Below are 24,564 nucleotides of genomic sequence, written 5' to 3' on the forward strand. Positions count from 1 at the left end.
CCCGGCGGAGTTGAGCGGGCGGAGGGCCCAGCGGAACACCGAGGGCGGAGGGCCTATCGGAACACCGAGGGCGGCGGGGCCGGGGAGGCCACCGCGGCATCGTCCGTCACGGGCACCGCGCCACCCGTGAAGTCGGTGAGCCGTCTGCCGTGTTCGACCCGGCCGGGGTGCGGGTCGGAGGCGGCGCGGCGGGTGAGTTCGGCGAGCGGCAGCGGGAGGTCGGAGGCGACCAGGATCGCGTTGCCGAAGCGCTTGCCGCGCAGCACGGCCGCGTCGGCGATCAGCGCGAGTTCGCCGAACCGGGCGGCGGCGGTGGCGATCTGGCCGCGCAGGTGCGCGAGCGGCGGGCCGTCGGCGAGGTTGGCCGTGTAGACACCGGAGGGCTTCAGGGCGCGCCGGACCTCGTCCAGGAACTCGGTGGAGGTGAGGTGGGCGGGGGTGCGGGCGCCGCTGAAGACATCGGCGACGACCAGGTCGGCCCAGCCGTCCGGCACCTTGGCGAGCCCCGCGCGGGCGTCGGTGGCCCGCACCCGGATGCGCGCCCCCGGGTCCAGCGGCAGCTCCCGGCGGACGAGTCGCACCAGGCTCTCGTCCCGCTCCACGACCTGTTGGGTGGAGCGGGGCCGGGTCGCGGCGACGTACCGGGCGAGGGTGAGCGCGCCGCCGCCGAGGTGCACGGCGTGCACGGGCTTGCCGGGCGGGGCGGCGAGGTCGATGACATGGCCGAGGCGGCGCTGGTACTCGAAGGACAGGTACGCCGGGTCGTCCAGGTCGACGTGCGACTGGGGCGCGCCGTCGATCAGCAGCGTCCAGGCCCGGGCGCGGTCCGGGTCGGGCACGAGCTGCGCGAGCCCGCCGTCGACCGGCTCCTCGACCGCGGCTGCGGCGGCCGACCCGCGCCGTGTGTTCCTCGACCTGCCCATCCCCCCATTTTCGCAGCCGCCGGGGGCAGGCGCGTCACCGGCAGCTGTCGGCCGCCTCTAGCAGGCGGGCCGCCTCGCCCAGGGCCCGGCGCAGGACCACCGGGTCGGTGGCGAGGTCCGCCTCGCCGGGCGGCAGCAGCCAGTCGGAGCCTTCCACCGGCGGCTCGGGGTTCAGCCGCAGCCCGCGTCCGTCGGTCTCGGTGCAGGTGCTGCCCGGCACGTCCCAGCCGGCGGCCGTACCGGCCGGCACCAGGAAGCCGAGGGTGCCGCAGCCGTCGTCGTGCAGCACGGGCCCGACCGCGTCCGCCGCGCCCCGCCGCAGGATGTCGACCGCCTCCAGCCCCTGCCGGGTTGGTACCGTCACGAGGTCGCATCTCGCGTCACCTCCCGCGCACGCGGACGACGACGGTGACGTGCAAGGATCGTTGCTCTGGCTGGTCTCCATGCCGGCCTCCACACACAGCCCTGTTGCGGTCCGTGGAATCCAACGCGCGAGCGCGTCAACGGCAACGGCACAAGTGCGCCGCAAAGGATGGCACTTCATGGCAGATCGTGCAGGACATATCCGGTTTGCAGCCAAACACCGCGTGGCGAGCCCGTCACAGCGGGTACGTTCATGCCCGCCGGAACCAGGGCGTCACACGGGCAACTCGTCCAGGAACCCCCCGGGTCCGGCGCGGTTCGACGGTTCGCACGAGAGGACCCGGCCATGGCGTCGTCAACCGTGACCTCGTCACAGCCCGAACGGCCACCACGGCCGAACCTCGCCTTCCGGCAGCTGCGCGGCCGGCGCTCACCGGCGGAGTTCGCGGCGCTGGTGAGGCGGGCCGCGCGCGAGATCGGGGAGCGGGTGAGCTGTGACGCGCGCTACATCGGCCGGGTCGAGGCGGGCGAGATCCGCTGCCCCAACTACGCGTACGAGCGGGTGTTCCTGCACCTGTTTCCCGGCCGCACGCTCACCGACCTCGGCTTCGCGCCCCGCTCCTCCGTCCGTGGACGCGCGGCGCGTACGGCGGCGGAGACAGCCCCCGTGGAGGGGGCGCCCGGTGAGTCCCGTGGGGCCGCGGAGCCGTATGAGTCCCGTGAGACCGGTGGGTCCCGCGACGCGCGGGGCCCGCGCAGACGGGGCCCGCTTGAACCGCACCAGCTGTACGAACCGCACGAACCGTTTGCGAAAGACCCCCTGAACCACGAGGAGAGCGACGTGCTGCGTCGCGCATTCATGACCGGCGGAGGCGCCACGATGGCCGCCGCCACGCTGGCCCCGCTGGGGCCCACCACCGGCGCCACGGCGGCGGAACGGCCGCTGCGGCGCGCCGGCACCTCCGAGGCGGCGGCGCTGGAAGAGGCCGTCCGCCGCATCCGGCTGCTCGACGACCGGCACGGCGCGGACGGCCTCTACCGGCGCGCGGCGGCTCCGCTGCGCGCCGCGTACGAGCTGCTCGACGCCGGCGCGACCCGGCAGACCACCGCCGACCGGCTGCACGCGGGCGCCGGTGAACTCGCCATCTCCGTCGGCTGGCTGGCCCATGACTCCGGCCGCTTCGACGACGCCCGCTCGCACTACGCGGAGGCACTGGCCACCGCTCGTATGACCGGCGATCCGGCACTGGAGGCACACGCCTTCTGCAACACCGCGTTCCTGGCCCGGGATGCCGGGCGCCCCCGGGAGGCGGTGCGGGCCGCGCAGGCCGCGCAGCGCGCCGCCCAGCCGCTCGGCTCCGACCGGCTGATGTCCCTGCTGGCGCTGCGCGAGGCGGGCGGCTGGGCGGGGCTCGCCGACCGCACCGGCTGCGCGCAGGCGCTGGCCCGGGCGCACGCCCTGTTCGAGCGGGGCCGCTCGGACGCCGACCCCGAGTGGATGAGCTTCTACGGGGAGGCCGAGCTGGAGGGGCTGGAGGCGCAGTGCTGGTCCACGCTGGGCGACTGGCGGCGGGCGTCCCGGCACGCGCGGCGGGCGGCGCGCCTCCAGGACCCTCACTTCACGCGGAACATCGCGCTGTACACCGCGGAGCTGGCCGACGACCTCGCCCGCGAGGGGCGCCCCGACGAGGCGGCGGAGGCGGGGCTGCGGGTGCTGGCCCTGCTGGACCAGGTCCAGTCCTCCCGCATCCAGACGATGCTGGCCGGGACGGCGCGGGTGCTGCTGCCGCACCGGCGGGCGTCGGGGGTGTCGGAGTTCCTGGACCGCCACGCGTCCGTTCCCCGGCGGGTGTAGCGGTTCGCTGGGTTCTCCGGTGCGGGGCGGGACGCCCGGTGGTCGCCGGTCCGCGGGTGCGTCGTAGCCGACCGCGCCCACGCGGCGGAGCGCACACCGCTACGGCCCCGCGCCGCTCCGGAGCGCGGGCCGCCCGCTCAGCCCGCCAAGTGCCCCGTGTCGTTCCAGCTCTCGATCGCCGGTTCCCCGTAGGCCCAGCCCAGTACCGACAGCGACGTGGGGTTCAGCCGTATCCGCGCCGCGAAGTCCAGCGGCAGCCCCAGCCAGCGCGCCCCGATCGACCGCAGGACGTGCCCGTGGGCGAAGACCAGGACGTCCCGGTCGGCCGAACGGGCCCAGGAGACCACCTCGTCCGCGCGCGCGGTGACGTCGGCGATCGTCTCGCCCCGCGGGACCCCGTCCCGCCAGATCAGCCAACCGGGCCGCACGGCCTGGATCTCGGCCGGGGTCATGCCCTCGTACACGCCGTAGTCCCACTCCATCAGCGTGTCCCACACCGTGGCACGGTCCCCGAAGCCGGCCAGTTCGCACGTCTCCCGCGCGCGTACCAGCGGGCTGGTCCGCACCTCCGCGTCCGCCAGTCCGTCCAGCGGGGCGCGGTGCAGCCGCTCGCCGAGCAGCTTGGCCCCGCGCCGGCCCTCCTCCAGCAGCGGCACATCGGTCCTGCCGGTGTGCTTGCCGGACAGCGACCATGCCGTCTGTCCGTGCCGGGCCAGCAGAATGCGCGGTGCCATGGGGTCTCTCCGAAGAAACAAGCGGATGCACGACAGGGGACGCACGACGAGGGGGTGCGGTCCCTCCATCATCGCGCACCCCGCCCCCGGGCAACCCGCCGGGCGATCTCCGCGTCTTCGAGGGCTGACGCGCACCGGCGTGATCCGAGCACCCGTCATGGGCCGAGTAGGGACACCGTAAAGTGGCACGGTCGCCCGCCGGGGCGCAGCCGCACAGCAGAAGGGGGAGGGCGATCGGATGCCGCAGACCGAGACACCGGGCACCGAGGTGGCCCCGCGACCCCGGCTGCGCTGGTGGACCGAGCTGCCGCTGATCCTGCTGGTCTACGGCTGTTACTCGGCCGGCCGGCTCCTCGCGCGCGGTGACGTCACCGGCGCCGTCGACCACGGCCTGGCGATCCTGCGCGTCGAGAAGGCCCTGCGCCTGAACGCGGAGCACCCGCTGAACCGGCTGTTCACGCGCGAGCCCTGGCTCGGCATACCGGCCGACTTCTGGTACGCCTCGCTGCATTACCTGGTCACGCCCGTGATCCTGGTCTGGCTGTTCCGCGCGCGTGCCCGGCACTACCGGGCGGCCCGCACCTGGCTGATGACGTCCACGTTCATCGGCCTGATCGGCTTCACCCTGCTGCCGACCTGCCCGCCCCGCCTGCTCTCCGCCGGCCACGGCTTCGTGGACACGATGGCGCAGTACAGCGCGTACGGCTGGTGGGGCGGCGAGGCCAGCGCCCCGCGCGGCATGGGCGGCATGACCAACCAGTACGCGGCGATGCCGAGCCTGCACGTGGGCTGGGCGCTGTGGTGCGGTGTGATGCTGTGGCGGTACGGCGGCACGCGCCTGACGAAGGTCCTCGGTGTCGTCTACCCGCTGGTGACCGCGCTCGTGGTCATGGGCACCGCCAACCACTACTTCCTGGACGCGGTCGCGGGCGTGGCCGTGATGGGCGTCGGCCTGCTGCTGGCACCGCTGGTGCTGCGGGCCGCGGACCTCGTGCGGACCCGGCTGTCCCGCCGTACCGCACCCGTCACGCAGGGCACGGGTTCCCCGATTGTCAGTGCCGGATGCCAGACTTCGGCGGGTGAGCGAATTCCACGGCAGCGCGAGTCGCGGCTCGACCCCGCGGCCGGACCGGACGCCTCCCCCAGCGACGCGGGCGAAGGGGCTCCGGCACCGGCTCGCTGAGCTGCGCGGTCCCGACGTACCGGCCAAGGCCCTGGACGCCCGCGCCCTCGCCGCGCTCGCGGCGAATCCGGGCTGCTCCCGGCGGGCGATCCTGGACGGCGCCGGGGTGGACAAGGCCCGGCTGGCCGGCGCGCTGGGCGCGCCGTCCGGTTTCGGGCAGTCGCAGTTCGCGCTGACCCGGGGCAACGCGTTCGAGGCACGGGTCAAGGCGGACGGCGGCGCCGAACTGCTGCGGCTGGCGCACGCCCGGCTCGACCCCGGCGCCGAACCGCCCGCCACGGCGGCCGTACCCGACCTGACCGCGCACGGCCCGGAGGGGCGTACGGCCCGTACGGCGCTGGCGCTGCGCGAGGCCACGCGGGCCGGCGGCTGGACGCTCCTGGACCATCCGATGCTCGCCCTGGACGTGGCCGGTTCGCTCGCCTTCCTGGAGCCGGACGCGGTCGTGGTGCACCCGGACGGCAGCTGGTCCGTGGTGGAGATCAAGTCCTTCCCGATGGTGGACGGCGCCGCGGACCCGGCGAAGGTGGGCGCGGCGGCCCGCCAGGCGGCGGTGTACGTGCTCGCCCTGGAGGAGGTCGCGAAGCGTCTCGGCGCGGAGCCGCGGGAGCACGCCCCACTGAGCGCTCCGGTGCCGCGGGTGCGCCACCAGGTGCTGCTGGTGTGCCCGAAGGACTTCTCGAACCTGCCCGCGGGCTCCGCCGTGGACGTCCGCAAGCAGCGCGCGGTCACCGCCCGCCAGCTGGCCCGGCTCACCCGCGTCGAGGAGATCGCCGACGCGCTGCCCGAGGGCACGTGCTTCGCGCCCGACCGCCCCGCCGAGGAGCTGACGGCGGCCGTGGAGGCGGTGCCGGCGACGTACGCGCCCGAGTGCCTGTCCGCCTGCGAGCTGGCCTTCCACTGCCGGGAGCGGGCCCGCGCGGCCGGCGCGGTCACCCGGCTCGGCCGGCCGCTGCGGGCCGAGCTGGGCGGGCTGGCCACGGTCGAGGAGGTCCTGGCGGCGGCCCACGGCGTCAGCGGCGACCCGGACGACCCGGCGGTGGCCGCGCTGCGCCGGGCGGCGGCCCTGCGCGCGGAGGCCCTGCGCGAGGCCCGGGAGCTTCGGGAGGCGGTCCCGTGTCCCTGATCACCGCCCTCGCCCGGCTGGAAGCCGTCGGCACGGGCCGGGCGCAGCCGACCGCGACCGTCCGGCACCGGCATCTGTCCGACCACCCCCTGGTGTTCGTGCCGCTCACCACGGCCGGTGAGACCGGCGCCCCGCTCGGCGCGCTGGTCGGCACCGACCGGGACGCGCCCCGGCTGCTGGTCGTACCGCAGCCCCGCGACCGCGATCTGCGCTTCACGTTCCTGGCCGACCTGGCCGACGTCGTCCTGCCCTACATCGACGCGTACGCCGACTCCGTGGAGGCGGCCGAGCGCACCGAGACCGATCCGGAGACCGGCAAGCGGGTCAAGGTGGCGGCGGAGCTGTGCGCGGACGCGCCCCAGCTGATCGTGCCGAGCCGCACGGGCCTGGACTTCGTACGGCTGCTGGGCCGCTCGATGCGGTTCCGGCGCACCGTCGAGCAGGACCCGGACGCGCCCTATCCGGCGCCGCCCCGGGTGCCGTTGCTCGGCCGCTGGCTGACCCACTACGGCGAGCGGGCCCGGGTCCCGGGCTCCTCGCTGCTGCTCGCCCTGACCGATGTGCTGTCCCGGCACTGGGCGACCGGCCAGTCCGGCCTGGAGGACGAACACCTGGGCGCGCTGCTGGCCTGGATCGACCCCCCGCAGGGCCTGACCGGCGCCGAGGCGGCCCGCCGGGCCGAACTCGCCAGGGACGCCGAGGGCCAGCTGCTGTGCCCGCCGGCCGGCCCCGCCACCGACCCCGCGTTCGACAACAAGCTGCTGGCCCCGGCGATCGAGCGCTACGACCGCGCGCGGACGGCCCTGGCCGCCGCCGAGGACCCGCTGGAGGCCGACGACCGGCTGGCCGCGCTCACCCGGGCCGAGCGGGAGGTCCGCGACCTGGTCGAGAGCGGTACCCGGCCCACCTGGGACGCGGTGTGGCGGGGCCTGGACCTGCTGCGGGCGCTGCCGGAGGGCGCGCACGTGGAGGGGCGCTGGACCCGGGACCGCTGGTCGTTCACCGGGCACCGGGACCGGGTGCTGGCCGGTGAGCCCCCGCAGCCGCGCCGGGACGACGCGGTGACGGCGGCGAACAAGCTGGCCACGCGCGAGCGTGAGCAGGCCCGGCTGGAGGCGCAGGAGGCGCTGGACGACCCGCTGGTGATGGCGGGGCGGCGGCTGGCCGGGGAGGCGTTCGCGGGCGAGGTGACCGACGTCGTGATGGCGTACAGCGAGGGCAAGCGGCCGAGTCCGCGCCCGCTGGTGACGGTCCGCACCGACGACCGGCCCCATCTGGCGGAGCGGGGGAAGGTGTACCGCTCGCTGGGCGGCAAGCCGCAGTCGGCGGAGTTCGTCGGTCAGGAGGCCGACGGTGTGCTGGTCCTGCGCGTCCTGGACAAGATGGGCCGCGGGAAGGAGCCGGAGCCCGGCTCGGTGCCGGAGAAGGGCGACCGGGTCTGCTTCACCCTGTTCGAGCACGAGCAGCGCGGCGGCGCGAAGCTGCCCGACCCGGAGGAGACCCCGTGGACGCACGGCGGCCCGCCGGGCGAGCCGGCACCGGAGGCCCCCGACACCGTGACCGCGGAGGACGTGCTGTGACGACCGTCGACTTCGATCCCGGAGCCGCGGCCGGCCGCGCCACCGACGCGATCCTCCACGACACGCTGCACGGCACCGAGCGGGGCGTGGTGGTGGACTCCCCGCCGGGTGCCGGCAAGTCGACGCTGGTGGTCCGCGCGGCGCTCGAACTCGCCGCTGCCGGGCGCCCGCTGATGATCGTGGCCCAGACGAACGCCCAGGTGGACGACCTGGTCCTGCGTCTGGCCGAGAAGAACCCGGACCTGCCCGTCGGCCGTCTGCACAGCAGCGACACGGACGCGTACGACGCGGCGCTGGACGCCTTGCCGCAGGTCCGCACGTCGGCGAAGGCGGCCGACCTGGGCGGGCTGCCGGTGGTCCTGTCCACGGCCGCCAAGTGGGCGCACGTGAAGGTGGACGAGCCCTGGCGGCACGCGATCGTGGACGAGGCGTACCAGATGCGCTCCGATTCCCTGCTCGCCGTGGCCGGCCTGTTCGAACGGGCGCTGTTCGTGGGCGACCCGGGCCAGCTGGACCCCTTCTCCATCGTCGGCAGCGAGCAGTGGGCGGGCCTGTCGTACGATCCCTCGGCCTCGGCGGTCACCACCCTCCTGGCCCACAACCCGGAGCTCCCCCAGCACCGGCTTCCGGTCTCCTGGCGCCTGCCGGCCTCGGCGGCTCCCCTGGTCTCGGACGCCTTCTACCCGTACACCCCGTTCCGCAGCGGCACCTCCCACGGGGACCGCCGGCTGACCTTCGCCGTCCCCTCCGACGGCTCCGGCCCGGACCGGGTGATCGACGAGGCCGCGGAGTCCGGCTGGGGCCTGCTGGAGCTGCCCGCCCGGCACACCCCGCGCACGGACCCGGAGGCGGTCCGGGCGGTGGCGGCGGTGGTCCGCCGGCTGCTGGACCGGGGCGGCGCGGCCACGTCCGAACGCGCGCCGGACCCCACCCCCCTGACGGCCGACCGCGTCGCGGTGGGCACGGCCCACCGCGACCAGGCGGCGGCGATCCGCGCGGCCCTGGCCGACCTCGGCGTCCCGGACGTGACCGTCGACACGGCGAACCGTCTCCAGGGCCGCGAGTACGACGTCACGGTCGTCCTGCACCCGCTCTCCGGCCGCCCCGACGCCACCGCCTTCCACCTGGAGACGGGCCGCCTGTGCGTCCTGGCGTCCCGTCACCGCCACGCGTGCGTCATGATCTGCCGCGCCGGGGTGACCGACCTGCTGGACGACTACCCCTCCACGGAACCGGTCCAGCTGGGAACGCTGGTGAAGTTCCCGGACGGCTGGGAGGCGAACCACGCCGTCCTGTCCCACCTCAGAGAACACCGCGTGCCCTGGCACCCCTGACCGACACTCCGACGCCTCCCCGGCGGACCAGGGCCCCCACACCCCTCCGCCGGACGGAGTCCGGCACGCCGCCGGAGGCGGCCGATGGTCACAGCCCCGGACGGCTGGGAGGCGAACCACTCCGTCCTGTCCCACCTCAGAGAACACCGCGTGCCCTGGCACCCCTGACCGACACCCCGGCACCTCCCCAAGACCTCCCCGGCGGATCCCGCCCGGAGGGAATAACCGGGGACTCTCTCCTGTTAGGCGCTGAAGGACAGCTCACGCTCGCATCAGGAGGCGCACACCGTGTCGGCAGACGAGGCAGACGAGATCCGGGGCACCACGCTCGGCACCGCCCCCGCCCCCCTCTCCGTACTGGACCTGGTGACCGTCGGCGCGGGCAGTACCGCCACCGACGCCCTGCGCACCAGCGTCGCGCTCGCCCGGTTCACGGAGTCCCGCGGCTTCCACCGGTACTGGGTCGCCGAACACCACTCCATGCCCGGTGTGGCCTCCTCCTCCCCCGCCGTGATCCTCGCCCACCTGGCCGCCCACACCGACCGCATCCGGCTCGGCTCGGGCGGCGTCATGCTGCCCAACCACGCCCCGCTGGTGATCGCCGAGCAGTTCGGCACGCTGGAGGCGCTGGCCCCGGGCCGGGTCGACCTGGGCCTCGGCCGGGCGCCGGGCACCGACGGGGCCACGGCCGCGGCCCTGCGCCGTACCGACACCCTCAACGAGGGCGCCGACGACTTCCCGCAGCAGCTCGCGGAGCTGACCCGGTTCCTGGACGACGATTTCCCGGACGGCCACCCGTACCGCCGCATCCACGCGATCCCGGGACCGGTCCAGGGCAGCACCCCCGGCGGGGTCCAGTCGCCGCACCGGCCGCCCGTCTGGCTGCTCGGCTCCTCCGGCTTCAGCGCCCGCCTGGCCGGCCTGCTCGGCCTGCCGTTCGCCTTCGCGCACCACTTCTCCGCGCAGAACACCATCCCGGCGCTCGACCTGTACCGGGAGTCCTTCCGGCCCTCCGCCGTCCTCTCCGAGCCGTACGCCCTCATCGGGGTCTCCGCCCTCGCCACGGACGACGAGCGGGAGGCCCGCAGGCAGAGCCGGGCGATGGCGCTGAACATGGTCCGGCTGCGCACCGGCCGCCCCGGACTGTTCCCCGACCCGGAGGAGGCCGAGCGGCACCGGTTCAGCCCGATGGAGGAGGAGTTCGTCGCCTCCTGGACGGCCAACATCGTGCACGGCACGGCCGACGAGGTCCGCGCCGGACTGGACGACCTGCGCAAGCGCACCGGCGCCGACGAGCTGATGATCACCTCGCACGCGCACCGCGGTGAACTCCGCCTGCGCTCCTACGAGCTGATCGCGGACGCCTACGGATTGCCGACCGCGTAGACCTGCGCCCCCAGCAGCTCGGAGATACGATCCGGCGGCACCGGGCGGGAGTACAGCCAGCCCTGTCCGGTGTCGCAGCCGATCCGGCGCAGCCGGGTGGCCTGGGCGGAGGTCTCCACGCACTCCGCGGTGACCGTCAGACCGAGCCGGTGGGCGAGCTGGATCATCGCCTCCACGATGACCTCGTCGGCCGGGTTCGGGGCGATCGCCTTCTTGTCGCCGTCGTACTGGAAGCCCCGTACGAAGGAGCCGTCCAGCTTCAGTGTGGAGACCGGCAGCCGGCTGAGGTAGGCGAGGTTCGAGTAGCCGGTGCCGAAGTCGTCGATGGCGATGCGCACGCCCATGTCGCTGAGGGCCTGAAGGGCCTGGAGCGGGCGTCCGGCCGAGCCCATCACCGCCGACTCGGTCAGCTCCAGCTGGAGCAGCTGCGGCGCGAGTCCGGTCTCGGCGAGGACCTCCGCCACGTCGGCCACCAGGTCCGAGTCCCACACCTGGCGTACGGCGACGTTCACGCTGACGAAGATGGGCGGTTCGCCGGGGTGGTCCAGCTGCCAGCGGCGGGCCTGCCGGCAGGCGGTGTGCAGCGCCCAGCGGCCGAGCTGCACGATCGAGCCGTCCTCCTCGGCCAGTCCGATGAACCGATTCGGCGTCAAGGTGCCGAACTGCGGGTGGTGCCAGCGGATCAGGGCCTCGACGCCGTTGAGCCGGCCGTCCTCCATGGCCACCAACGGCTGGTATTCGAGGGCGAATTCCTCGCGCTCGATGGCGGGCCGCAGGGTGGAGGACAGCGCCTGGCGGGTCATGCGGTGGGCGTTGCGCTCGGGGTCGAACAGGGTCCAGCGGCCCTTGCCGTCGGCCTTCGCCCAGTACAGGGTCGTATCGGCCGCCTGCATCAGTCCGGTGGCCGTCGTACCGGCCGCGTGCCGCTCGACGACGCCGATGGACGCGGTCAACGACAGCCGCTGACCGGCCAGGTCGAAGGGTTCCTCCAGTGCCTTCAGGGCGGACTCGGCCAGGTCGGCGAGCTGTTCGGTGCCGGTGGAGTCCTCCACCAGCAGCGCGAACTCGTCGCCGCCGAGCCGGGCCACGAGGGGGGTGGCGGCGCGGGCGTACCCCGTCTCGTCGGCGACCCGGGTCAGGCGTTCGGCGACGGCCGCGAGGAGCCGGTCGCCGATGCGGTGGCCGAGGGTGTCGTTGACCGCCTTGAAGCCGTCGAGGTCGAGGTAGCACAGGCCGATCCGGCCGGTGCCGCTCTCCTCGTACGACTCCGCCTCCAGGGCGGCCGTCAGGCGCTCGAAGAACAGTGTGCGGTTGGGCAGCCGGGTCACCGGGTCGTGCATCTGCAAGTGCCGCAGCCGGGCCTGGAGTTCGCGCCGGGAGCTGATGTCGGCGACCGACAGCAGGACGCCGGGTTCGCCGGCCAGCGGGGCGACGGTGACCTGCACCCACAGCGAGTGCCCCTCGGGGTGCTTCAGCCGGCGGGTGCAGCGCAGGCGGGCCTGCCGGCCGCGCAGCACCTCGTGGTAGGCGTGCCGGCTACGGGCGTCCGCGGCCAGGTCCACCAGGTCGGCGGCGACCCGCCCGACGAGGGTGCCGGGGGCGGCGCCGAGCAGCTCACCGAGGGCGGTGTTGGCGCTGACGACGAGGCCGTCGGGAGCCACGACCGCCATGGCGAACGGGGCGGTCGCGAAGACACGGTGGTAGGTGGTGTAGTGACTGTCTGTGACGGCTGACCGGTCGAGGTCTGCCGCGGGCGTCGGCCCTTCGGACGTTCCGCTCACCGCTCGCTCCCGCAGTGCACTCGATCTGTGTCCGTGCCTGTCCGTGCCGGAAAGTGTGCCGATCATAGAGGCTGGCTCCGGGCCCTTCCAGCCGCTGTCCAGTGTCCCGGACAGAGCACAGGTTCTGACAGATCGTTTCTGCCCGCACCTGGACGGGTTCTTCAGGCCCCCGACCAGTTGTGACGTTCCGTGAGTGTTTCGGGGATGTCGAGCGCCGGGGCGCGCCGGGGCGCAATGGGGGCGCACTCACCCTTCTGGTGCAGGTAAACAGGGCATAACACAGCGATTGCGAGCAATCTGGGTGCGGGTCCCGAACCGCATCCGGAGGTCATGTCCGTGCCCAAGCTGCGCAGCACCGCCGCCGTGGCCACCACGATGTCGGCGCTCGCCGCGACCTCGATCCTCGGCGGCCCGTCGGTCGCCGAGCCCTTCTCGCCGGCGCCCTGTGCCCTGCACCGCACCGAGGCCCACCACTCGGAGGGCGTCGACAGCTGGAACCCCGCCTACATCCGCCCGGTCGGGACGCTGGACGCCGTGATGATCTTCCTCTCGTTCCCGGACTCCGCCCCGCGCACCACCCCCGCCGAACTGGCCGCCGACCACTTCCCGGCCACCAGCCGCTTCTACGAACAGGCGTCCTACGGCAGGTTCACCCTGCGCCCGCACCCGCTGCAACGCTGGCTGCGCATGCCGCGCCCGTCGACCTCGTACGCCATGCGGCGGGACTGGGACGTGGAGGACCGGGCCGCCTATCTGCGCGACGCGTTCGCCGTGGCCGACAAGGAGGTCGACTTCGCGCGCTACCCGATCGTGTACCTCGTCGCCGACCCGGACGCGCCCGGCGTCGACTCGGACGCCACGAAGGTCGTCAACCTGGAGACCCCCCTGCGCGTCGACGGCACCGTTATCCGGCGGGTCGTCACCGTGTTCGAGCACCATCCGCCGGACCGGCTGGTCCTCGCCCACGAGACCGGCCATGTCTTCGACCTGCCCGACCTCTACCACCGCCCGGTCGACGGCAAGGGCGACTGGGACACCTACGTGGGCGACTGGGACCTGATGGGCAGCCAGTTCGGGCTCGCCCCGGACCTGTTCGCCTGGCACAAGTGGCGGCTCGGCTGGCTGGATCCGCGCCAGGTGGTGTGCGTGCGCGGCGCCGCGTCGACCCGCCTCACCCTGGAGCCCCTCGAGGCCGGGCCCGGCGGGCCGGCGCCGGGGGCGGGCGAGACCCCCGGCTTCGGCCTCGGCCACGGCGTCAAGCTGGCCGTGGTGCGCACCGGCCCGGAGACCGCCCTCGCCTTCGAGGCGCGCGACGCGGCCGGCAACGACCGGGCGGCCTGCCGGCAGGGCATCCTGATCTACCGGGTGCGCGCCGCCGCCGAGTCCGGCGACGGCCCGATCCAGGTCGTGGACGCCCACCCGCACACCGATGCCTGCTGGGAGAACTCGGTCTACGCCCCCCTCGCCGACGCGCCGCTCTCCCTCGGGGAGAGCTTCACGGTCCCCGGGCAGGGCGTGAAGGTGGAGGCGGAGGGGCGGACGGCATCGGGGGCGTGGACGGTGAAGATCACGCCGGGGGTCGGTGACTGACCGTGCCGCCGAACGGGGGCGCCGCGCGACCGCCGGTTCGTATACGAGAACGGCGGGCCGGATTCTTTCGAACCGGACCCGCCGTTTCCTTCGCGTGCGCCGCCAGGGACTCGAACCCCGGACCCGCTGATTAAGAGTCAGCTGCTCTAACCAACTGAGCTAGCGGCGCCTGCTGACGTCGTAGACCTTAGCATCCTGGTCGGCGGGAGGAAAAATCGATATCCGCACGGCCGGCCGGGCCGCCCGCACCGCCGCCCAGAGCAGCACCTCGGGGCCCGGCAGCCAGGGGTGCCGGGTGTCCGGGGCGACCAGCCAGCGGGCGGCGCCACTGGCGTCGTCGCAGGTCAGGGGCGGTACGGTGACCGCGTCGCCGGTGCTGTGGCACAGCAGCGGCGGTACCGCTCGGGCCCGCTGGGACCCCCACTCCTCCCAGTCCAGCAGCGAGGGCAGCCGCTGGGCCGTCCCCGGGGCGGCGAACAGCAGCGTCCGCCCCCGGAACACCGCGACCGGCCCCGACCCCGCGCCCTCGTCCCAGAGCCGGTCCAGCATGCGGCGGCCGAAGACCGCAGGGGCGCTCACCACGTCGAAGACGGTGCCGCAGGGCAGGACGACCGGGGCGTCCGGACGCTCCTCCCACAAGGCCAGGGTGCTTCGGGGGTACGGTCCCGCCGAGGCGAGCCAGGCGACGCCGTCGGCGCTGACACGGGTGACGTTCGGGGCGCTGGTCATGCCACCCAGGTGTACAGCGCGTGAGCGGGCCGTTCTCCTGGGTTGCCGAAAGCCGGGACAGCGGCGGTCGGGGAGGAGTAGTGTGCCCGCCTGGCATATGCCGGGCGGGTGCTACAGGGGGTCGGCGGTGGTCCGCCCCTCGCCCTCTCCGCGCATCAGGTCCCGCCCGAACTCGACCATCTTCTTCGCGTAGTCCTCCGTCCACTCCGCCCGCTCGGCGATGTCCGCCGGGGTCAGCCGGTCGAACCGGCGCGGGTCGGCGAGCTGGGCGGCGGCGATGGCCTGGAACTCCACGGCCCGGTCGGCCGCCGCGCGGAACGCCTGGGTCAGCTCCGTCGCCCGGGCCAGCAGCGCCCGCGGGTCGTCGATCGACTCCAGGGCGAAGAAGTGCTCGGGGTCGGCGACCGCCTCCGCGGGCTCGAAGAGCAGGGGCGCGGGGCGTAGCCGCGGTTCGTTACGACGCGGCGTGGGCTCCGCCATGTCTTGTCTCCTCCTCGTACGGTTCGGTGGGCGCCGCCTTCAGGTGGGCCACCGTCCATTGTCCCGCGCCGGCGCAAGAGGCCTCCGCGGCCGTCCGGGCGGGCCGGGTCCGAGAGAGGAGCCGGGGGCTACACCTGCACCAACGGCTGCCGGGTGAACAAGGTCCCCAGGGTCGGCGCGTTCACCCGGCGGTCCGCGAGCCTCAGGCCCTCCCAGACCGTGACCTGGTTGGCGGTGAGCACCGGCTTGGACAGGGCCTTCTCCAGCAGGGAGAGGTGCGCGGCCGTGTGCAGGGCCGTGTCCGGCAGCAGGACGGCCTCCGCGTCGGCGGCGTCCGCCGCGCGTGCCAGCGTCAGCACGTCCTCCTCCCCCCAGGTGCCGACCTCCGCCGCCGTGACGATCCCCGAGGACCGCGCGCCGGTCACCTCCAGGCCGCCGGCCCGCAGGAACTCCACGAACAGCGCGGTGACGTCCTCGGGGTAGGTCGCGCCGACGGCGACCCGTCGTACGCCGATCTCCCGGGCCGCGTGCACGAAGGCGAACGACGTCGACGAGGCCGGCATCCCGGCCACCCGGGCCAGGTTGCGCACCTGCTCCTGGGCGCCCTCCCAGCCGTGCACGAAGCTGCCGCTGGTGCACGCCCACACCACCGTCTCGGCGCCGGCCAGCCGCAGCCCCTCCATGCCCTGGGCGAGCCGGTCGGCGGAGCCCATCTCGCGCAGCGCGTCCACCCGGTGCGCGTCCTCGCCGATGTCGGTGTGGACCAGGTCCACCCGGATGTCGCTGCCCAGGAGCTGCTCGATGCGTGGATAGTCGTCCTCGGCGGAGTGGCCCGGGTAGAGGAATCCGAGTGCGGTCATGTCCAGCCTTCCTGCGTCTCGTCTCTTCGGGCAGTACGGGCCACGCGCGGGCGGCGCCCGGCAAGGCCCCACATCCCGGGTACCCAATCGGCGCACCGCAGCCCACCTCGTGACCGGGCCGGCCGGGATCACCGGCATCCGCGCCGGGCTCACACCGGGAGACCGGGGGGCAACGGACCGTGTCCGCGCCCGTGTTGACGAAGGGGGGCCCGGGTGCGAGCGTGGTCGGTCCGGGCACAGTCACCGCACGATCCGCGCATGTCAGACGCCGGGAGCCGCCCCGCATGACGCCGACCGTCCCCACCGTTGTGGTCCTCGACGCCGATCCGCCGCCCCGGCTCGGCCGCCTCACCGGCCGCGCCCGGATCGTGCACACGGACGCCGCGCACCTGGCCGAGCGGCTGCCCGGCGCGGATGTGCTGCTGGTGTGGGACTTCACCTCGCACGCGGTACGGCAGGCGTGGCCCGGCGAGGGGCCCCGGCCGCGCTGGGTGCACACCGCGAGCGCGGGCGTGGACCATCTGATGTGCCCGGAGCTGGCCGCGTCGGACACGGTCGTGACGAACGCGCGCGGGATCTTCGACCAGCCGATCGCCGAGTACGTGGCGGCCCTGGTGCTGGCCGCCGCCAAGGACCTGCCGCGCACCCTGGAGCACCAGCGGGAGCGGGTCTGGCGGCACCGGGAGACCCGGCGGGTGGCGGGCACGCGCGCGTGCGTGGTCGGCTCGGGTCCGATCGGCCGGGCGATCGTCCGGACGCTGAAGGCCCTGGGGGTGACGACGGCGCTGGTCGGGCGGGTGGCGCGGACCGGCGTGCACGGCCCGGACGACCTGGACCGGCTGATCTCCCGCGCGGACTGGGTGATCGCGGCGGCTCCGCTGACCGAGCGGACGTACCGCATGTTCGACGCGCGCCGGTTCGGCGTGATGCAGCCCTCGGCGTTCTTCGTGAACGTCGGCCGGGGCGCCCTGGTCGACGAGGAGGCCCTCGCCCGGGCGCTGGCCCGGCGCTGGATCGCGGGCGCGGCCCTGGACGTGTTCGCCGCCGAACCGCTGCCCGGGGACAGCCCGCTGTGGGAGCTGCCGGGGCTGATCGTGTCCCCGCACATGAGCGGCGACACGGTCGGCTGGCGGGACGAACTGGGCGCGCAGTTCGTGGAGTTGTACGAGCGGTGGGCGGCGGGCAGACCCCTGCCGAACGTGGTCGACAAGAAGCGTGGTTACGTGCCCGGTCACTGAATGCCTGTCACCGACCCCTGGAGGGTGCATGCAGCTCACCGACCTGACCGCCGTCCGGCTCCTCGACGGGTACCGCAAGGGCGAGTTCAGCCCGGTGGAGGTGACCGAGGAGGCGCTGGAGCGGGCGCGGCTCAGCGGGCCGGAGGTGAACGCGTTCGTGCGGATCACCGAGGAGGACGCGCTCGCCCGCGCCCGGGAGTCGGAGGCGCGCTGGCGGCGCGGGGAGCCGGCCGGGCTGGTCGACGGGGTGCCGGTGACGGTGAAGGACATCCTGCTGCTGCGCGGCCACCCCACGCTGCGCGGCTCCAGAACAGTTGAAGAGCGGGGGAGTTGGGAGGAGGACGCGCCGCCGGTGGCCCGGCTGCGCGAGCACGGCGCGGTGTTCCTCGGCAAGACGACCACGCCCGAGTACGGCTGGAAGGGTGTCACCGACTCCCCGCTGACCGGGATCACCCGCAATCCGTACGACCCCGCGCGCACCGCGGGCGGTTCCAGCGGCGGCAGCGCGGCGGCCGTCGCGCTCGGCGCGGGCCCGCTGTCGCTGGGCACGGACGGCGGCGGAAGCATCCGTATCCCTGCCGCGTTCTGCGGGATCTTCGGGCTGAAGCCGACGTACGGCAGGGTGCCGCTGTATCCGGCGAGCGCGTTCGGCACGCTGTCGCACACCGGGCCGATGACCCGGGACGCGGCCGACGCGGCCCTGCTGCTCGATGTGATCGGCACGCCCGACCCGCGCGACTGGTCGGCGCTGCCGCCCGCGCCGGGCTCGTTCACCCAGGCGCTGGGAGGCGGTGTGCGGGGGCTGCGGGTGGCGTACTCGCCGTCGCTGGGCGGGCAGGTGCCGGTCCGGCCGACGGTCGCCGCGGCGGTACGGCGGGCGGTGGCCGCGCTCGCGGACCTGGGGGCGTACGTGGAGGAGGCCGACCCGGACTTCAGCGACCCGGTGGACGCCTTCCACACCCTGTGGTTCAGCGGCGCGGCCCGGCTGACCCAGAACTTCTCCCCGCGCCGCCGGCAGTCGCTGGACCCGGGTCTGCGGGAGATCTGCGCGCGGGGCGCCCGGACGAGCGCGCTGGAGTACCTGGCCGCGGTGGACGTCCGGATGGCCCTCGGCCGGCGGATGGGCCGCTTCCACGAGCGGTACGACCTGCTGGTGACGCCGACGCTGCCGCTGACGGCGTTCGAGGCGGGGCGGGAAGTGCCGAGGGGTTCGGTGTTCCGGCGCTGGACGGGCTGGACCCCGTTCACCTACCCGTTCAACCTGACCCAGCAGCCGGCGGCGACCGTGCCGGTGGGGGTGGACGGGGAGGGGCTGCCGGTGGGCATGCAACTCGTCGCCGCCCGGCACCGGGACGACCTGGTGCTGCGGGCCGCGCACGCGTTGTACGAAGCCGGCCTGCCCCTCTCGGGGAAGGGCCGTCCGGTGGGGGCCGTCGGCGAGGAGAAGTGACCGAGGCCGCCGGGGATCGGGGTGACCGTCGGGTTCTCCGGTGTGGGTTCCGTGGAGGCGGAGGGCGGGAAGAGGGCGCAGGTCTCGTCGCGCACGTACGTGACGTGGAGACCTCGCAGGTCAGGGGCGCGCGGTCGGTCGAAATGCCTGCCGTCGGCCGGCAAAACCAGGGTGCATAGCCCGATTTCGGTTGGGTAGCCGCGCCGCCATGGCTCCACCACTTGGCAACGACGTACACACCATCCGGCCGGAACACAGACACACCCGGCGCTCGGTGCTCGCGGGTCTCGCCGCGCTGGGCGCGGCGGGCTGCACCCGCGTGGCGTCGGCGTCCGGGAAGAACGGCGGCGATCTGCTGGAGCGGCTGCGCGCGCAGGGTGTCGTACGGCTCGGGATCGCCGGGGAGATCCCGTTCGGGTACATCGACAAGAACGGCGAGCTGACCGGGGAGGCGCCGGAGCTGGCGAAGGCCGTCTTCGAGCGGCTCGGCGTGGACCGGGTGCAGCCGGTGCCGACGGAGTTCGGCTCGCTGATCCCCGGACTGAAGTCGCAGCAGTTCGACGTGGTGGCCGCGGGCATGTACGTCACCCCGGACCGCTGCGAACAGGTGATCTTCGCGGACCCCGACTACCGGATGCCGGACGCCTTCATCGTCCGCAAGGGCAACCCGCTGGGCCTGCGCACCTACGCCGACGCGCTGCGGAGGCACGCCAGGGCGGCCACCGGCACCGGGTACGCGCAGATCCAGCACGCGGTGGAGGCGGGCTACAAGGAGAACGACCTCGTCATCGTCCCGGACCAGGTCGCCGGGCTGAACGCGGTGGAGTCGGGGCGGGTCGACCTGTTCGCGGCCACGGCCGTCACCGCCCGGCTCGTCGCCCGGGGCTCCGCCAAGGCCGAGTCGACCGAGCCGTTCGTCGCGCTCGTCGACGGAAAACCGAAGGTGGACGGCGGCGCGTTCGCGTTCCGGCCGACGGAGACCCGGCTGCGCGACGCCTTCAACGCCGAGCTGCACAAGCTGCGCCGCAGCGGTGAGCTGTACCGGATCGTGCGGCCCTTCGGCTTCACCAAGGCCGAGATGACGACCCTGACCGCGAAGGAGTTGTGCGGCTGATGACTGCGGGACTCTGGGAACTCGTCCTCCGGGGCACCGGCACCACGGTGCAGTTGCTGGTGTACAGCGGGCTGCTCGCCGCCGCGGTGGCGTTCGTCGCCGGTGCCGCCCGCACCCACCGGTCGCGGCTCGTCCGCTTCGTCGCGGCGCTCTACACCGAGGTGTTCCGCGGCACGTCGGCGCTGGTGATGATCTTCTGGGTGTTCTTCGTGCTGCCGGTCGCGTTCGGCTGGCAGCTGGTGCCGATGTGGGCCGGCACGCTCGCGCTGGGCCTGACCTACGGCGCGTACGGCGCGGAGATCGTGCGCGGCGCCCTGGTGGCGGTGGACCCGGCCCAGCGGGAGGGCGGGATCGCGCTCGGCTTCTCGCCCTGGCAGCGGCTGCGGCTGATCCTGCTGCCGCAGGCGGTGCCGGAGATGATCCCGTCCTTCTCCAACCTGCTGGTCGAACTGCTCAAGGGCACCGCGCTGGTGTCCATCACGGGCATGGGCGACCTGGCCTTCAGCGGCAACCTGGTCCGCCTCGCCCTCCAGCAGAGCGGCCAGATCTACGCGTACCTGCTGCTGATCTACTTCGTGATCGCGTTCCTGCTCACCCGCGGGATGCGGGGTCTTGAGCGCCGGCTGAAGGCGGAGGTGGCCCGATGACCTGGGACTGGGGAGCGGTCGCCGACTTCCTGCCGTACTTCTGGAAGGGCCTGGTCGTCACCCTGGAGGCGCTGGCCCTGGGGTCGCTGATCTCGTTCGCGCTGGGCCTGGTGTGGACGCTGCTGCTGCGGACGCCGACCCGGTGGGTGCGCTGGCCGGTGGGGGTCTTCACGGAGTTCGTGCGGGACACCCCGCTGCTGGTGCAGCTGTTCTTCCTGTTCTACGTGCTGCCCGAGACGGGCGTGACCCTGTCCCCGCTGACCACCGGGGTCCTCGGGCTCGGGCTGCACTACTCGACGTACACGATGCAGGTCTACCGGGCCGGCATCGAGGCGGTGCCGGCGGGCCAGTGGGAGGCCGCGACGGCGCTCAGCCTGCCGGTGCGGCGCACCTGGGCGGCGGTGATCCTGCCGCAGGCCGTCCGCCGGGTGGTGCCGCCGCTCGGCAACTACGTCATCGCGATGCTGAAGGACACGCCGATGCTGATGACCATCGGCGTGCTGGAGATGCTGGGCCGGGCACGGCTCGTCTCCCAGCAGCACTTCCAGTTCACCGAGCCCCTGACGGTGATCGGGATCGCCTTCATCGTCGTCTCCTACCTGGCCTCCCTTTGTCTGCGCACCCTGGAGCGACGCCTTGTCCGTTGAGACCCGCAAGCAGCCGGCCGTGACCGGCACCCTGCCGACCGAGCTGATCCGCCTGGAGGGCGTGACCAAGCGGTTCGGGGACAACACCGTCCTCGACGGCCTGGACCTGTCCGTGGACGCGGGCCGGCACGTCACCCTGATCGGCCCGTCCGGCTCCGGCAAGACCACGATCCTCAGACTGCTGATGACCCTCGCCAAGCCGGACGAGGGCACGATCACCGTGGACGGGCAGCGGCTGTTCCCGGCGCCGGAGAGGCAGGTCCGGGAGGTCCGCAAGAAGATCGGGATGGTGTTCCAGCAGTTCAACCTGTTCCCGAACATGTCGGTGCTGCGGAACCTGACCGAGGCGCCGGTCCGGGTGCTCGGCCTGTCCAAGGACGAGGCCGAGGCGCGGGCCCGGGAGCTGCTGGACCTGGTGGGCCTGGCCGACAAGTGCGACGCGAAGCCGACCCGGCTGTCGGGCGGTCAGCAGCAGCGGGTGGCGATCGCCCGGGCGCTGGCGATGCGGCCCCGGGTGCTGCTGCTGGACGAGGTGACCTCCGCGCTCGACCCGGAGCTGGTCGCGGGTGTGCTCGACCTGCTCCGGGACATCGCGCGCAGCACGGACATCACGATGCTGTGCGTGACGCACGAGATGGGTTTCGCCCGGGACATCTCCGACCAGGTCCTGATGTTCGACGCGGGCCGGGTCATCGAGGCGGGGCCGCCGGAGAAGATCTTCGGCGACCCGGAGCGGGAGCGCACCCGGGAATTCGTCAGCGCGGTGTTGTGAAACGCGGCCCTGGGCGCGCGGGGGCGCGGGGAAGAGCCGAGGTCCGCTCGCCGGGGAATGACCATGGCATATGCCAGCGGGTTGTCGTCCCGGTTGGCGGCACGGACAAGCGGGGCGCAATCTGGCAACCCCCTCTCCCCCGTGCCGCTTTGACGGCTATCGTGGACACGATCCGCCGACCCGGGTCGTGGCCGAGGGGGAACGACATGAGGATCGAGCCGACCGCCCCGTACCACTCCGCCCAGGACGCGCTGCGCGTGCTGGAGACCGTGGCCCGGCACCCCGCCGGCGCCACCGACACCGAGCTGGCCCGCCGCACCGGCCTCGGCACCGAGCGGCTCACCGCCCTGCTGCGCATGCTGCGCCGCGAGGGCTACGTCGAGCAGATCGCCGACGGGGCGTACGTCACCGGTGACACCCTGCGCCGGATCACCTCGGCGCACGACCGGGAGCGGGCCCTGCGCGAGAAGCTCCAGCTCACCCTGGACCGGCTGCGCGACTCGGTCGGCGCGGCCGTCTACCTCAGCCGGTACCTGGACGGCGAGGTCCGGGTCACCCAGTACGCCGCCGGACCGGCCGCCCCGGCGGTCAACGAGTGGGTGGACTTCCGCTACTCGGCCCATGCCACCGCCGCGGGCAAGAGTCTGCTGACCCAGCTGGACCACAACGCCCGCCGCGATCACCTCTCCCGGCACAAGATGGCCCGCCTCACCTCGCGCACCATCACGAGCGACAAGCTGCTGCTGTCCCGGCTGGAGTCGCAGCCGCCGACGGTGCCGGTGCTCGATCTCCAGGAGTACGCGGTCGGCACGGTCTGCGCGGCCGTACCGCTCACCGCGGGCTCCACGGTCGGCTGTCTGGCCGTCTCGCTCCCGCTGGAGCACGCGCACCGGCTGAAGCGGGCGGCGGAGACGCTGAACCGGAACGCGGCTCCGGTGGTCCTGTCGCTGACGATCTGAGGAACACATGGGTGGTCACGACCACCGCCCGGGACCAGGTAGTATTTTCTGTGTCGCCAGCCGCGGAAACAAAACCCACGGCGGGCGGGAGTCATGCGCCGCTAGCTCAGTTGGTTAGAGCAGCTGACTCTTAATCAGCGGGTCCGGGGTTCGAGTCCCTGGCGGCGCACAGATGAGGGGCCCTTCGCGGAAGCGAGGGGCCCTTCGGCGTCCTCCCTGGTCAGTCGGCGGTACGAGTCCTCGCCCGGTGGGCGCCACCACACCGGGTCGGGGCACGTGAAGCCCTCCCTGCGCAGCCGGGCCCGCTCGATCTTGTTCGTGGCCGTCACCGGCATCCGCTGCACCACCCGCACGAACCGGGGAGCCATCTTCGTGCCGAGGTCCGGCTGGGCCCGCAGGAACGCGGCGAACCCCGCGGGGTCGAAGGTCCCGGCGATGGTCGCCATCACCTGGTCCCCGGTGACCGGGTCCGGGATGCCGTACACGGCGACGGCGTCCGCGCCCGGGTACCGGGCCACGATGTTCTCGATCATCGCGGCGGCCAGGTTCTCCCCGTCGACGCGGATCCGGTCGTCGGTGCGGCCGGCGAAGTACAGATGGCCGGCCGCGTCCCGGTAGAAGAGGTCGCCCGTCCAGTACGCCCCTCCCCGGCGCCGCTCGGCCTCGGCGGCAGGGTTGCGCCAGTAGCCCTCGAAGGGGTTCGGGCCGCGGTTGACCAGCTCGCCGATCGCCTCCTCCCCGTTCAGCAGCCGTCCGGCACCGTCGAAGGCGGCGGGCGGGCACTCCCGCCCGGTGACCGGGTCCAGCACCACCAGGCCGGGCCCGGCCGGACCGACCGCACCCGCCGGGGTCCCGGGCGCCCACCGGATCGCCGCCCCGCCCTCCGAGGAGCCGTACCCCTCCACCAGCGGCACCCCGAAGCGCCGCTCGAAGGCCGCCGCGTCCACCGCGCCCGCCTCCGTGCCGAAGCCGAGCCGCAGGGTGTGGTCGCGGTCGTCGGGGCGCGGCTCGGTGGCGAGGAGGTACTGGACGGCCCGGCCGACGTAGGTGAAGTAGGTCACGCGGTAGCGGCGTACGTCGGGCAGGAAGCCGGAGGCGGAGAAGCGGCGGCGCAGCGCCACCCCGGCGCCGGCGGCCAGCGCGGGCGCCCAGTCCGCGATCACCGCGTTGCCGTGGAACATCGGCATGCAGAGGTAGTGCACGTCGTCCGCGCGGACGTCGAACTGGCGGACCAGGGCCTGCCCGGCCGCCGCCAGCCGCCCCTGGGAGCAGAGCGCGGCCTTGGGGGCGCCGGTGGAGCCGGAGGTGAAGTACAGCAGGAGCCGGTCGGCCGGGGACGCCCGGGAGGGGTCGGGTGCGGCACCGGCGTAGGGCGCGAGGAGGGCGGCGTACTCCGGGGTGTCCGTGACGAGCAGCCGTACTCCGGGCAGGTCGAGCCCGGCCAGCAGCGGCAGGTGGGCCCGCTCGGTGACCAGCAGCGCGCACTCGGTGTGCCGGATGTCCCGGGCCAGCTCGGGGCCGCGCCGGGTGGGGTTGATCCCGGCGACGGCCGCCGCCGCGAGGGCCGCGGCGCCGAGCCAGAGCGGGAACTCCTCGGTGTTGTCGAGCAGCACCCCGAGGTGCGGTACGGCACCGGGCGGGAGCAGGTCGGTCAGCAGCGCGGCCCGGGCGGCGGCACCGGCGGCCACCTCGTGGTGGGTCAGCATCCGCTCCTCGCACCACAGCCCCGGCCGGTGATCACCCCAGCGCGCCGCGACCAGCGCGGCGACCGTCGTGGACTCCATGGCGCGGCACGGTAACTGACATGGCGTCA

Annotated in this window: 22 protein-coding genes, 2 tRNA genes and 1 pseudogene; 15 read left to right on the top strand and 10 right to left on the bottom strand. The window is 74.0% G+C overall.

Annotated features, from left to right (window positions below; all coding sequences use genetic code 11):
- Positions 1–53 precede the first annotated feature (53 nt).
- Both IE273_RS02990 and IE273_RS02995 read right to left on the bottom strand, forming a co-directional pair.
- Positions 54–923 (bottom strand): spermidine synthase, encoded by an 870-nt coding sequence (locus IE273_RS02990; RefSeq protein ID WP_014672910.1) that lies wholly within the window; start codon positions 921–923, stop codon positions 54–56.
- 34 nt (positions 924–957) lie between these two features.
- Positions 958–1,368 (bottom strand): hypothetical protein, encoded by a 411-nt coding sequence (locus tag IE273_RS02995; protein ID WP_189813532.1) that lies wholly within the window; start codon positions 1,366–1,368, stop codon positions 958–960.
- Positions 1,369–1,632: 264 nt separating this feature from the next.
- On the opposite strand from IE273_RS02995, the gene IE273_RS03000 reads away from it, so the two are divergent.
- On the top strand, positions 1,633–3,141 hold the full coding sequence (locus tag IE273_RS03000; protein ID WP_189813533.1) for an NsdA family TPR-like regulatory protein: 1,509 nt from the start codon (positions 1,633–1,635) through the stop codon (positions 3,139–3,141).
- Positions 3,142–3,278: 137 nt separating this feature from the next.
- Here the strand turns inward: IE273_RS03000 and IE273_RS03005 are convergent, their stop codons facing one another.
- Positions 3,279–3,875, bottom strand: coding sequence for a histidine phosphatase family protein (locus IE273_RS03005; protein WP_189813534.1), 597 nt, complete (start codon positions 3,873–3,875; stop codon positions 3,279–3,281).
- 238 nt (positions 3,876–4,113) lie between these two features.
- Between IE273_RS03005 and IE273_RS03010 the strand changes: the two genes are divergently transcribed.
- The 5 genes from IE273_RS03010 (at position 4,114) to IE273_RS03030 (ending at position 10,484) form a co-directional block, all read left to right on the top strand.
- Complete coding sequence (locus IE273_RS03010) at positions 4,114–5,058, top strand: phosphatase PAP2 family protein (RefSeq protein ID WP_189813535.1); 945 nt, start codon at positions 4,114–4,116, stop codon at positions 5,056–5,058.
- Positions 4,955–6,184 carry a hypothetical protein gene (locus IE273_RS03015; RefSeq protein ID WP_373309286.1) on the top strand — a complete coding sequence of 410 codons (1,230 nt, stop codon included), beginning with the start codon at positions 4,955–4,957 and terminating at the stop codon, positions 6,182–6,184. Before IE273_RS03010 ends, IE273_RS03015 begins: the two co-directional genes overlap by 104 nt.
- Positions 6,175–7,764, top strand: a complete 1,590-nt coding sequence (locus IE273_RS03020) for an amino acid adenylation domain-containing protein (RefSeq protein ID WP_189813536.1) — start codon at positions 6,175–6,177, stop codon at positions 7,762–7,764. The genes IE273_RS03015 and IE273_RS03020 overlap by 10 nt, the downstream gene beginning before the upstream one ends.
- Positions 7,761–9,098, top strand: coding sequence for an AAA domain-containing protein (locus IE273_RS03025; protein ID WP_189813537.1), 1,338 nt, complete (start codon positions 7,761–7,763; stop codon positions 9,096–9,098). The genes IE273_RS03020 and IE273_RS03025 overlap by 4 nt, the downstream gene beginning before the upstream one ends.
- Before the next feature lie 288 nt (positions 9,099–9,386).
- Positions 9,387–10,484, top strand: a complete 1,098-nt coding sequence (locus tag IE273_RS03030) for an LLM class flavin-dependent oxidoreductase (protein WP_189813538.1) — start codon at positions 9,387–9,389, stop codon at positions 10,482–10,484.
- Here the strand turns inward: IE273_RS03030 and IE273_RS03035 are convergent.
- Positions 10,463–12,265 carry a putative bifunctional diguanylate cyclase/phosphodiesterase gene (locus tag IE273_RS03035; RefSeq protein WP_189813539.1) on the bottom strand — a complete coding sequence of 601 codons (1,803 nt, stop codon included), beginning with the start codon at positions 12,263–12,265 and terminating at the stop codon, positions 10,463–10,465. The genes IE273_RS03030 and IE273_RS03035 overlap by 22 nt on opposite strands.
- Positions 12,266–12,595: 330 nt before the next feature.
- Between IE273_RS03035 and IE273_RS03040 the strand changes: the two genes are divergently transcribed.
- On the top strand, positions 12,596–13,855 hold the full coding sequence (locus IE273_RS03040) for a M6 family metalloprotease domain-containing protein (protein ID WP_189813540.1): 1,260 nt from the start codon (positions 12,596–12,598) through the stop codon (positions 13,853–13,855).
- Positions 13,856–13,950: 95 nt separating this feature from the next.
- Here the strand turns inward: IE273_RS03040 and IE273_RS03045 are convergent.
- From IE273_RS03045 to IE273_RS03060, 4 genes are all read right to left on the bottom strand, one after another.
- A tRNA-Lys gene (locus IE273_RS03045) sits at positions 13,951–14,024 on the bottom strand.
- A complete protein-coding gene (locus IE273_RS03050; RefSeq protein WP_189813541.1) occupies positions 14,015–14,584 on the bottom strand; it encodes a bifunctional DNA primase/polymerase in 570 nt (189 codons plus the stop codon). The genes IE273_RS03045 and IE273_RS03050 overlap by 10 nt, the downstream gene beginning before the upstream one ends.
- A 111-nt stretch (positions 14,585–14,695) precedes the next feature.
- Positions 14,696–15,064 carry a DUF8844 domain-containing protein gene (locus tag IE273_RS03055; RefSeq protein WP_014672922.1) on the bottom strand — a complete coding sequence of 123 codons (369 nt, stop codon included), beginning with the start codon at positions 15,062–15,064 and terminating at the stop codon, positions 14,696–14,698.
- A gap of 128 nt (positions 15,065–15,192) precedes the next feature.
- Positions 15,193–15,924: a maleate cis-trans isomerase family protein gene (locus IE273_RS03060; RefSeq protein WP_189813542.1), complete on the bottom strand. Its 732-nt coding sequence runs from the start codon at positions 15,922–15,924 to the stop codon at positions 15,193–15,195.
- Between the two features lie 284 nt (positions 15,925–16,208).
- On the opposite strand from IE273_RS03060, the gene IE273_RS03065 reads away from it, so the two are divergent.
- Both IE273_RS03065 and IE273_RS03070 read left to right on the top strand, forming a co-directional pair.
- Positions 16,209–17,162, top strand: coding sequence for a D-2-hydroxyacid dehydrogenase (locus tag IE273_RS03065; RefSeq protein ID WP_189813543.1), 954 nt, complete (start codon positions 16,209–16,211; stop codon positions 17,160–17,162).
- 28 nt (positions 17,163–17,190) lie between these two features.
- Complete coding sequence (locus tag IE273_RS03070; RefSeq protein ID WP_189813544.1) at positions 17,191–18,612, top strand: amidase; 1,422 nt, start codon at positions 17,191–17,193, stop codon at positions 18,610–18,612.
- 38 nt (positions 18,613–18,650) lie between these two features.
- On the opposite strand, the pseudogene IE273_RS45045 reads toward IE273_RS03070, so the two are convergent.
- A pseudogene (locus IE273_RS45045) lies at positions 18,651–18,833 on the bottom strand (hypothetical protein); the annotation flags it as partial.
- Between IE273_RS45045 and ehuB the strand changes: the two are divergent.
- From ehuB to IE273_RS03105, 6 genes are all read left to right on the top strand, one after another.
- Positions 18,821–19,726, top strand: coding sequence for an ectoine/hydroxyectoine ABC transporter substrate-binding protein EhuB (gene ehuB / locus IE273_RS03080; protein ID WP_229887045.1), 906 nt, complete (start codon positions 18,821–18,823; stop codon positions 19,724–19,726). The pseudogene IE273_RS45045 and the gene ehuB sit on opposite strands and share 13 nt — an antisense overlap.
- A complete protein-coding gene (ehuC, locus tag IE273_RS03085; RefSeq protein ID WP_189813545.1) occupies positions 19,726–20,373 on the top strand; it encodes an ectoine/hydroxyectoine ABC transporter permease subunit EhuC in 648 nt (215 codons plus the stop codon). Before ehuB ends, ehuC begins: the two co-directional genes overlap by 1 nt.
- Complete coding sequence (gene ehuD, locus IE273_RS03090; protein ID WP_014672927.1) at positions 20,370–21,020, top strand: ectoine/hydroxyectoine ABC transporter permease subunit EhuD; 651 nt, start codon at positions 20,370–20,372, stop codon at positions 21,018–21,020. The genes ehuC and ehuD overlap by 4 nt, the downstream gene beginning before the upstream one ends.
- Entirely contained in the window at positions 21,010–21,792 is a 783-nt protein-coding gene (gene ehuA / locus IE273_RS03095; protein ID WP_189813546.1) for an ectoine/hydroxyectoine ABC transporter ATP-binding protein EhuA, read from the top strand. The genes ehuD and ehuA overlap by 11 nt, the downstream gene beginning before the upstream one ends.
- A 206-nt stretch (positions 21,793–21,998) precedes the next feature.
- Positions 21,999–22,751, top strand: a complete 753-nt coding sequence (locus IE273_RS03100; RefSeq protein ID WP_189813547.1) for an IclR family transcriptional regulator — start codon at positions 21,999–22,001, stop codon at positions 22,749–22,751.
- Between the two features lie 95 nt (positions 22,752–22,846).
- Positions 22,847–22,920, top strand: a tRNA-Lys gene (locus IE273_RS03105).
- Here IE273_RS03105 and IE273_RS03110 read toward each other — a convergent pair.
- Positions 22,886–24,535, bottom strand: coding sequence for an AMP-binding protein (locus tag IE273_RS03110; RefSeq protein ID WP_189813548.1), 1,650 nt, complete (start codon positions 24,533–24,535; stop codon positions 22,886–22,888). The genes IE273_RS03105 and IE273_RS03110 overlap by 35 nt on opposite strands.
- Positions 24,536–24,564: the final 29 nt, after the last annotated feature.

The organism is Streptomyces olivaceoviridis (assembly GCF_014650115.1).
Taxonomy (GTDB): Bacteria; Actinomycetota; Actinomycetes; order Streptomycetales; family Streptomycetaceae; genus Streptomyces; species Streptomyces olivaceoviridis.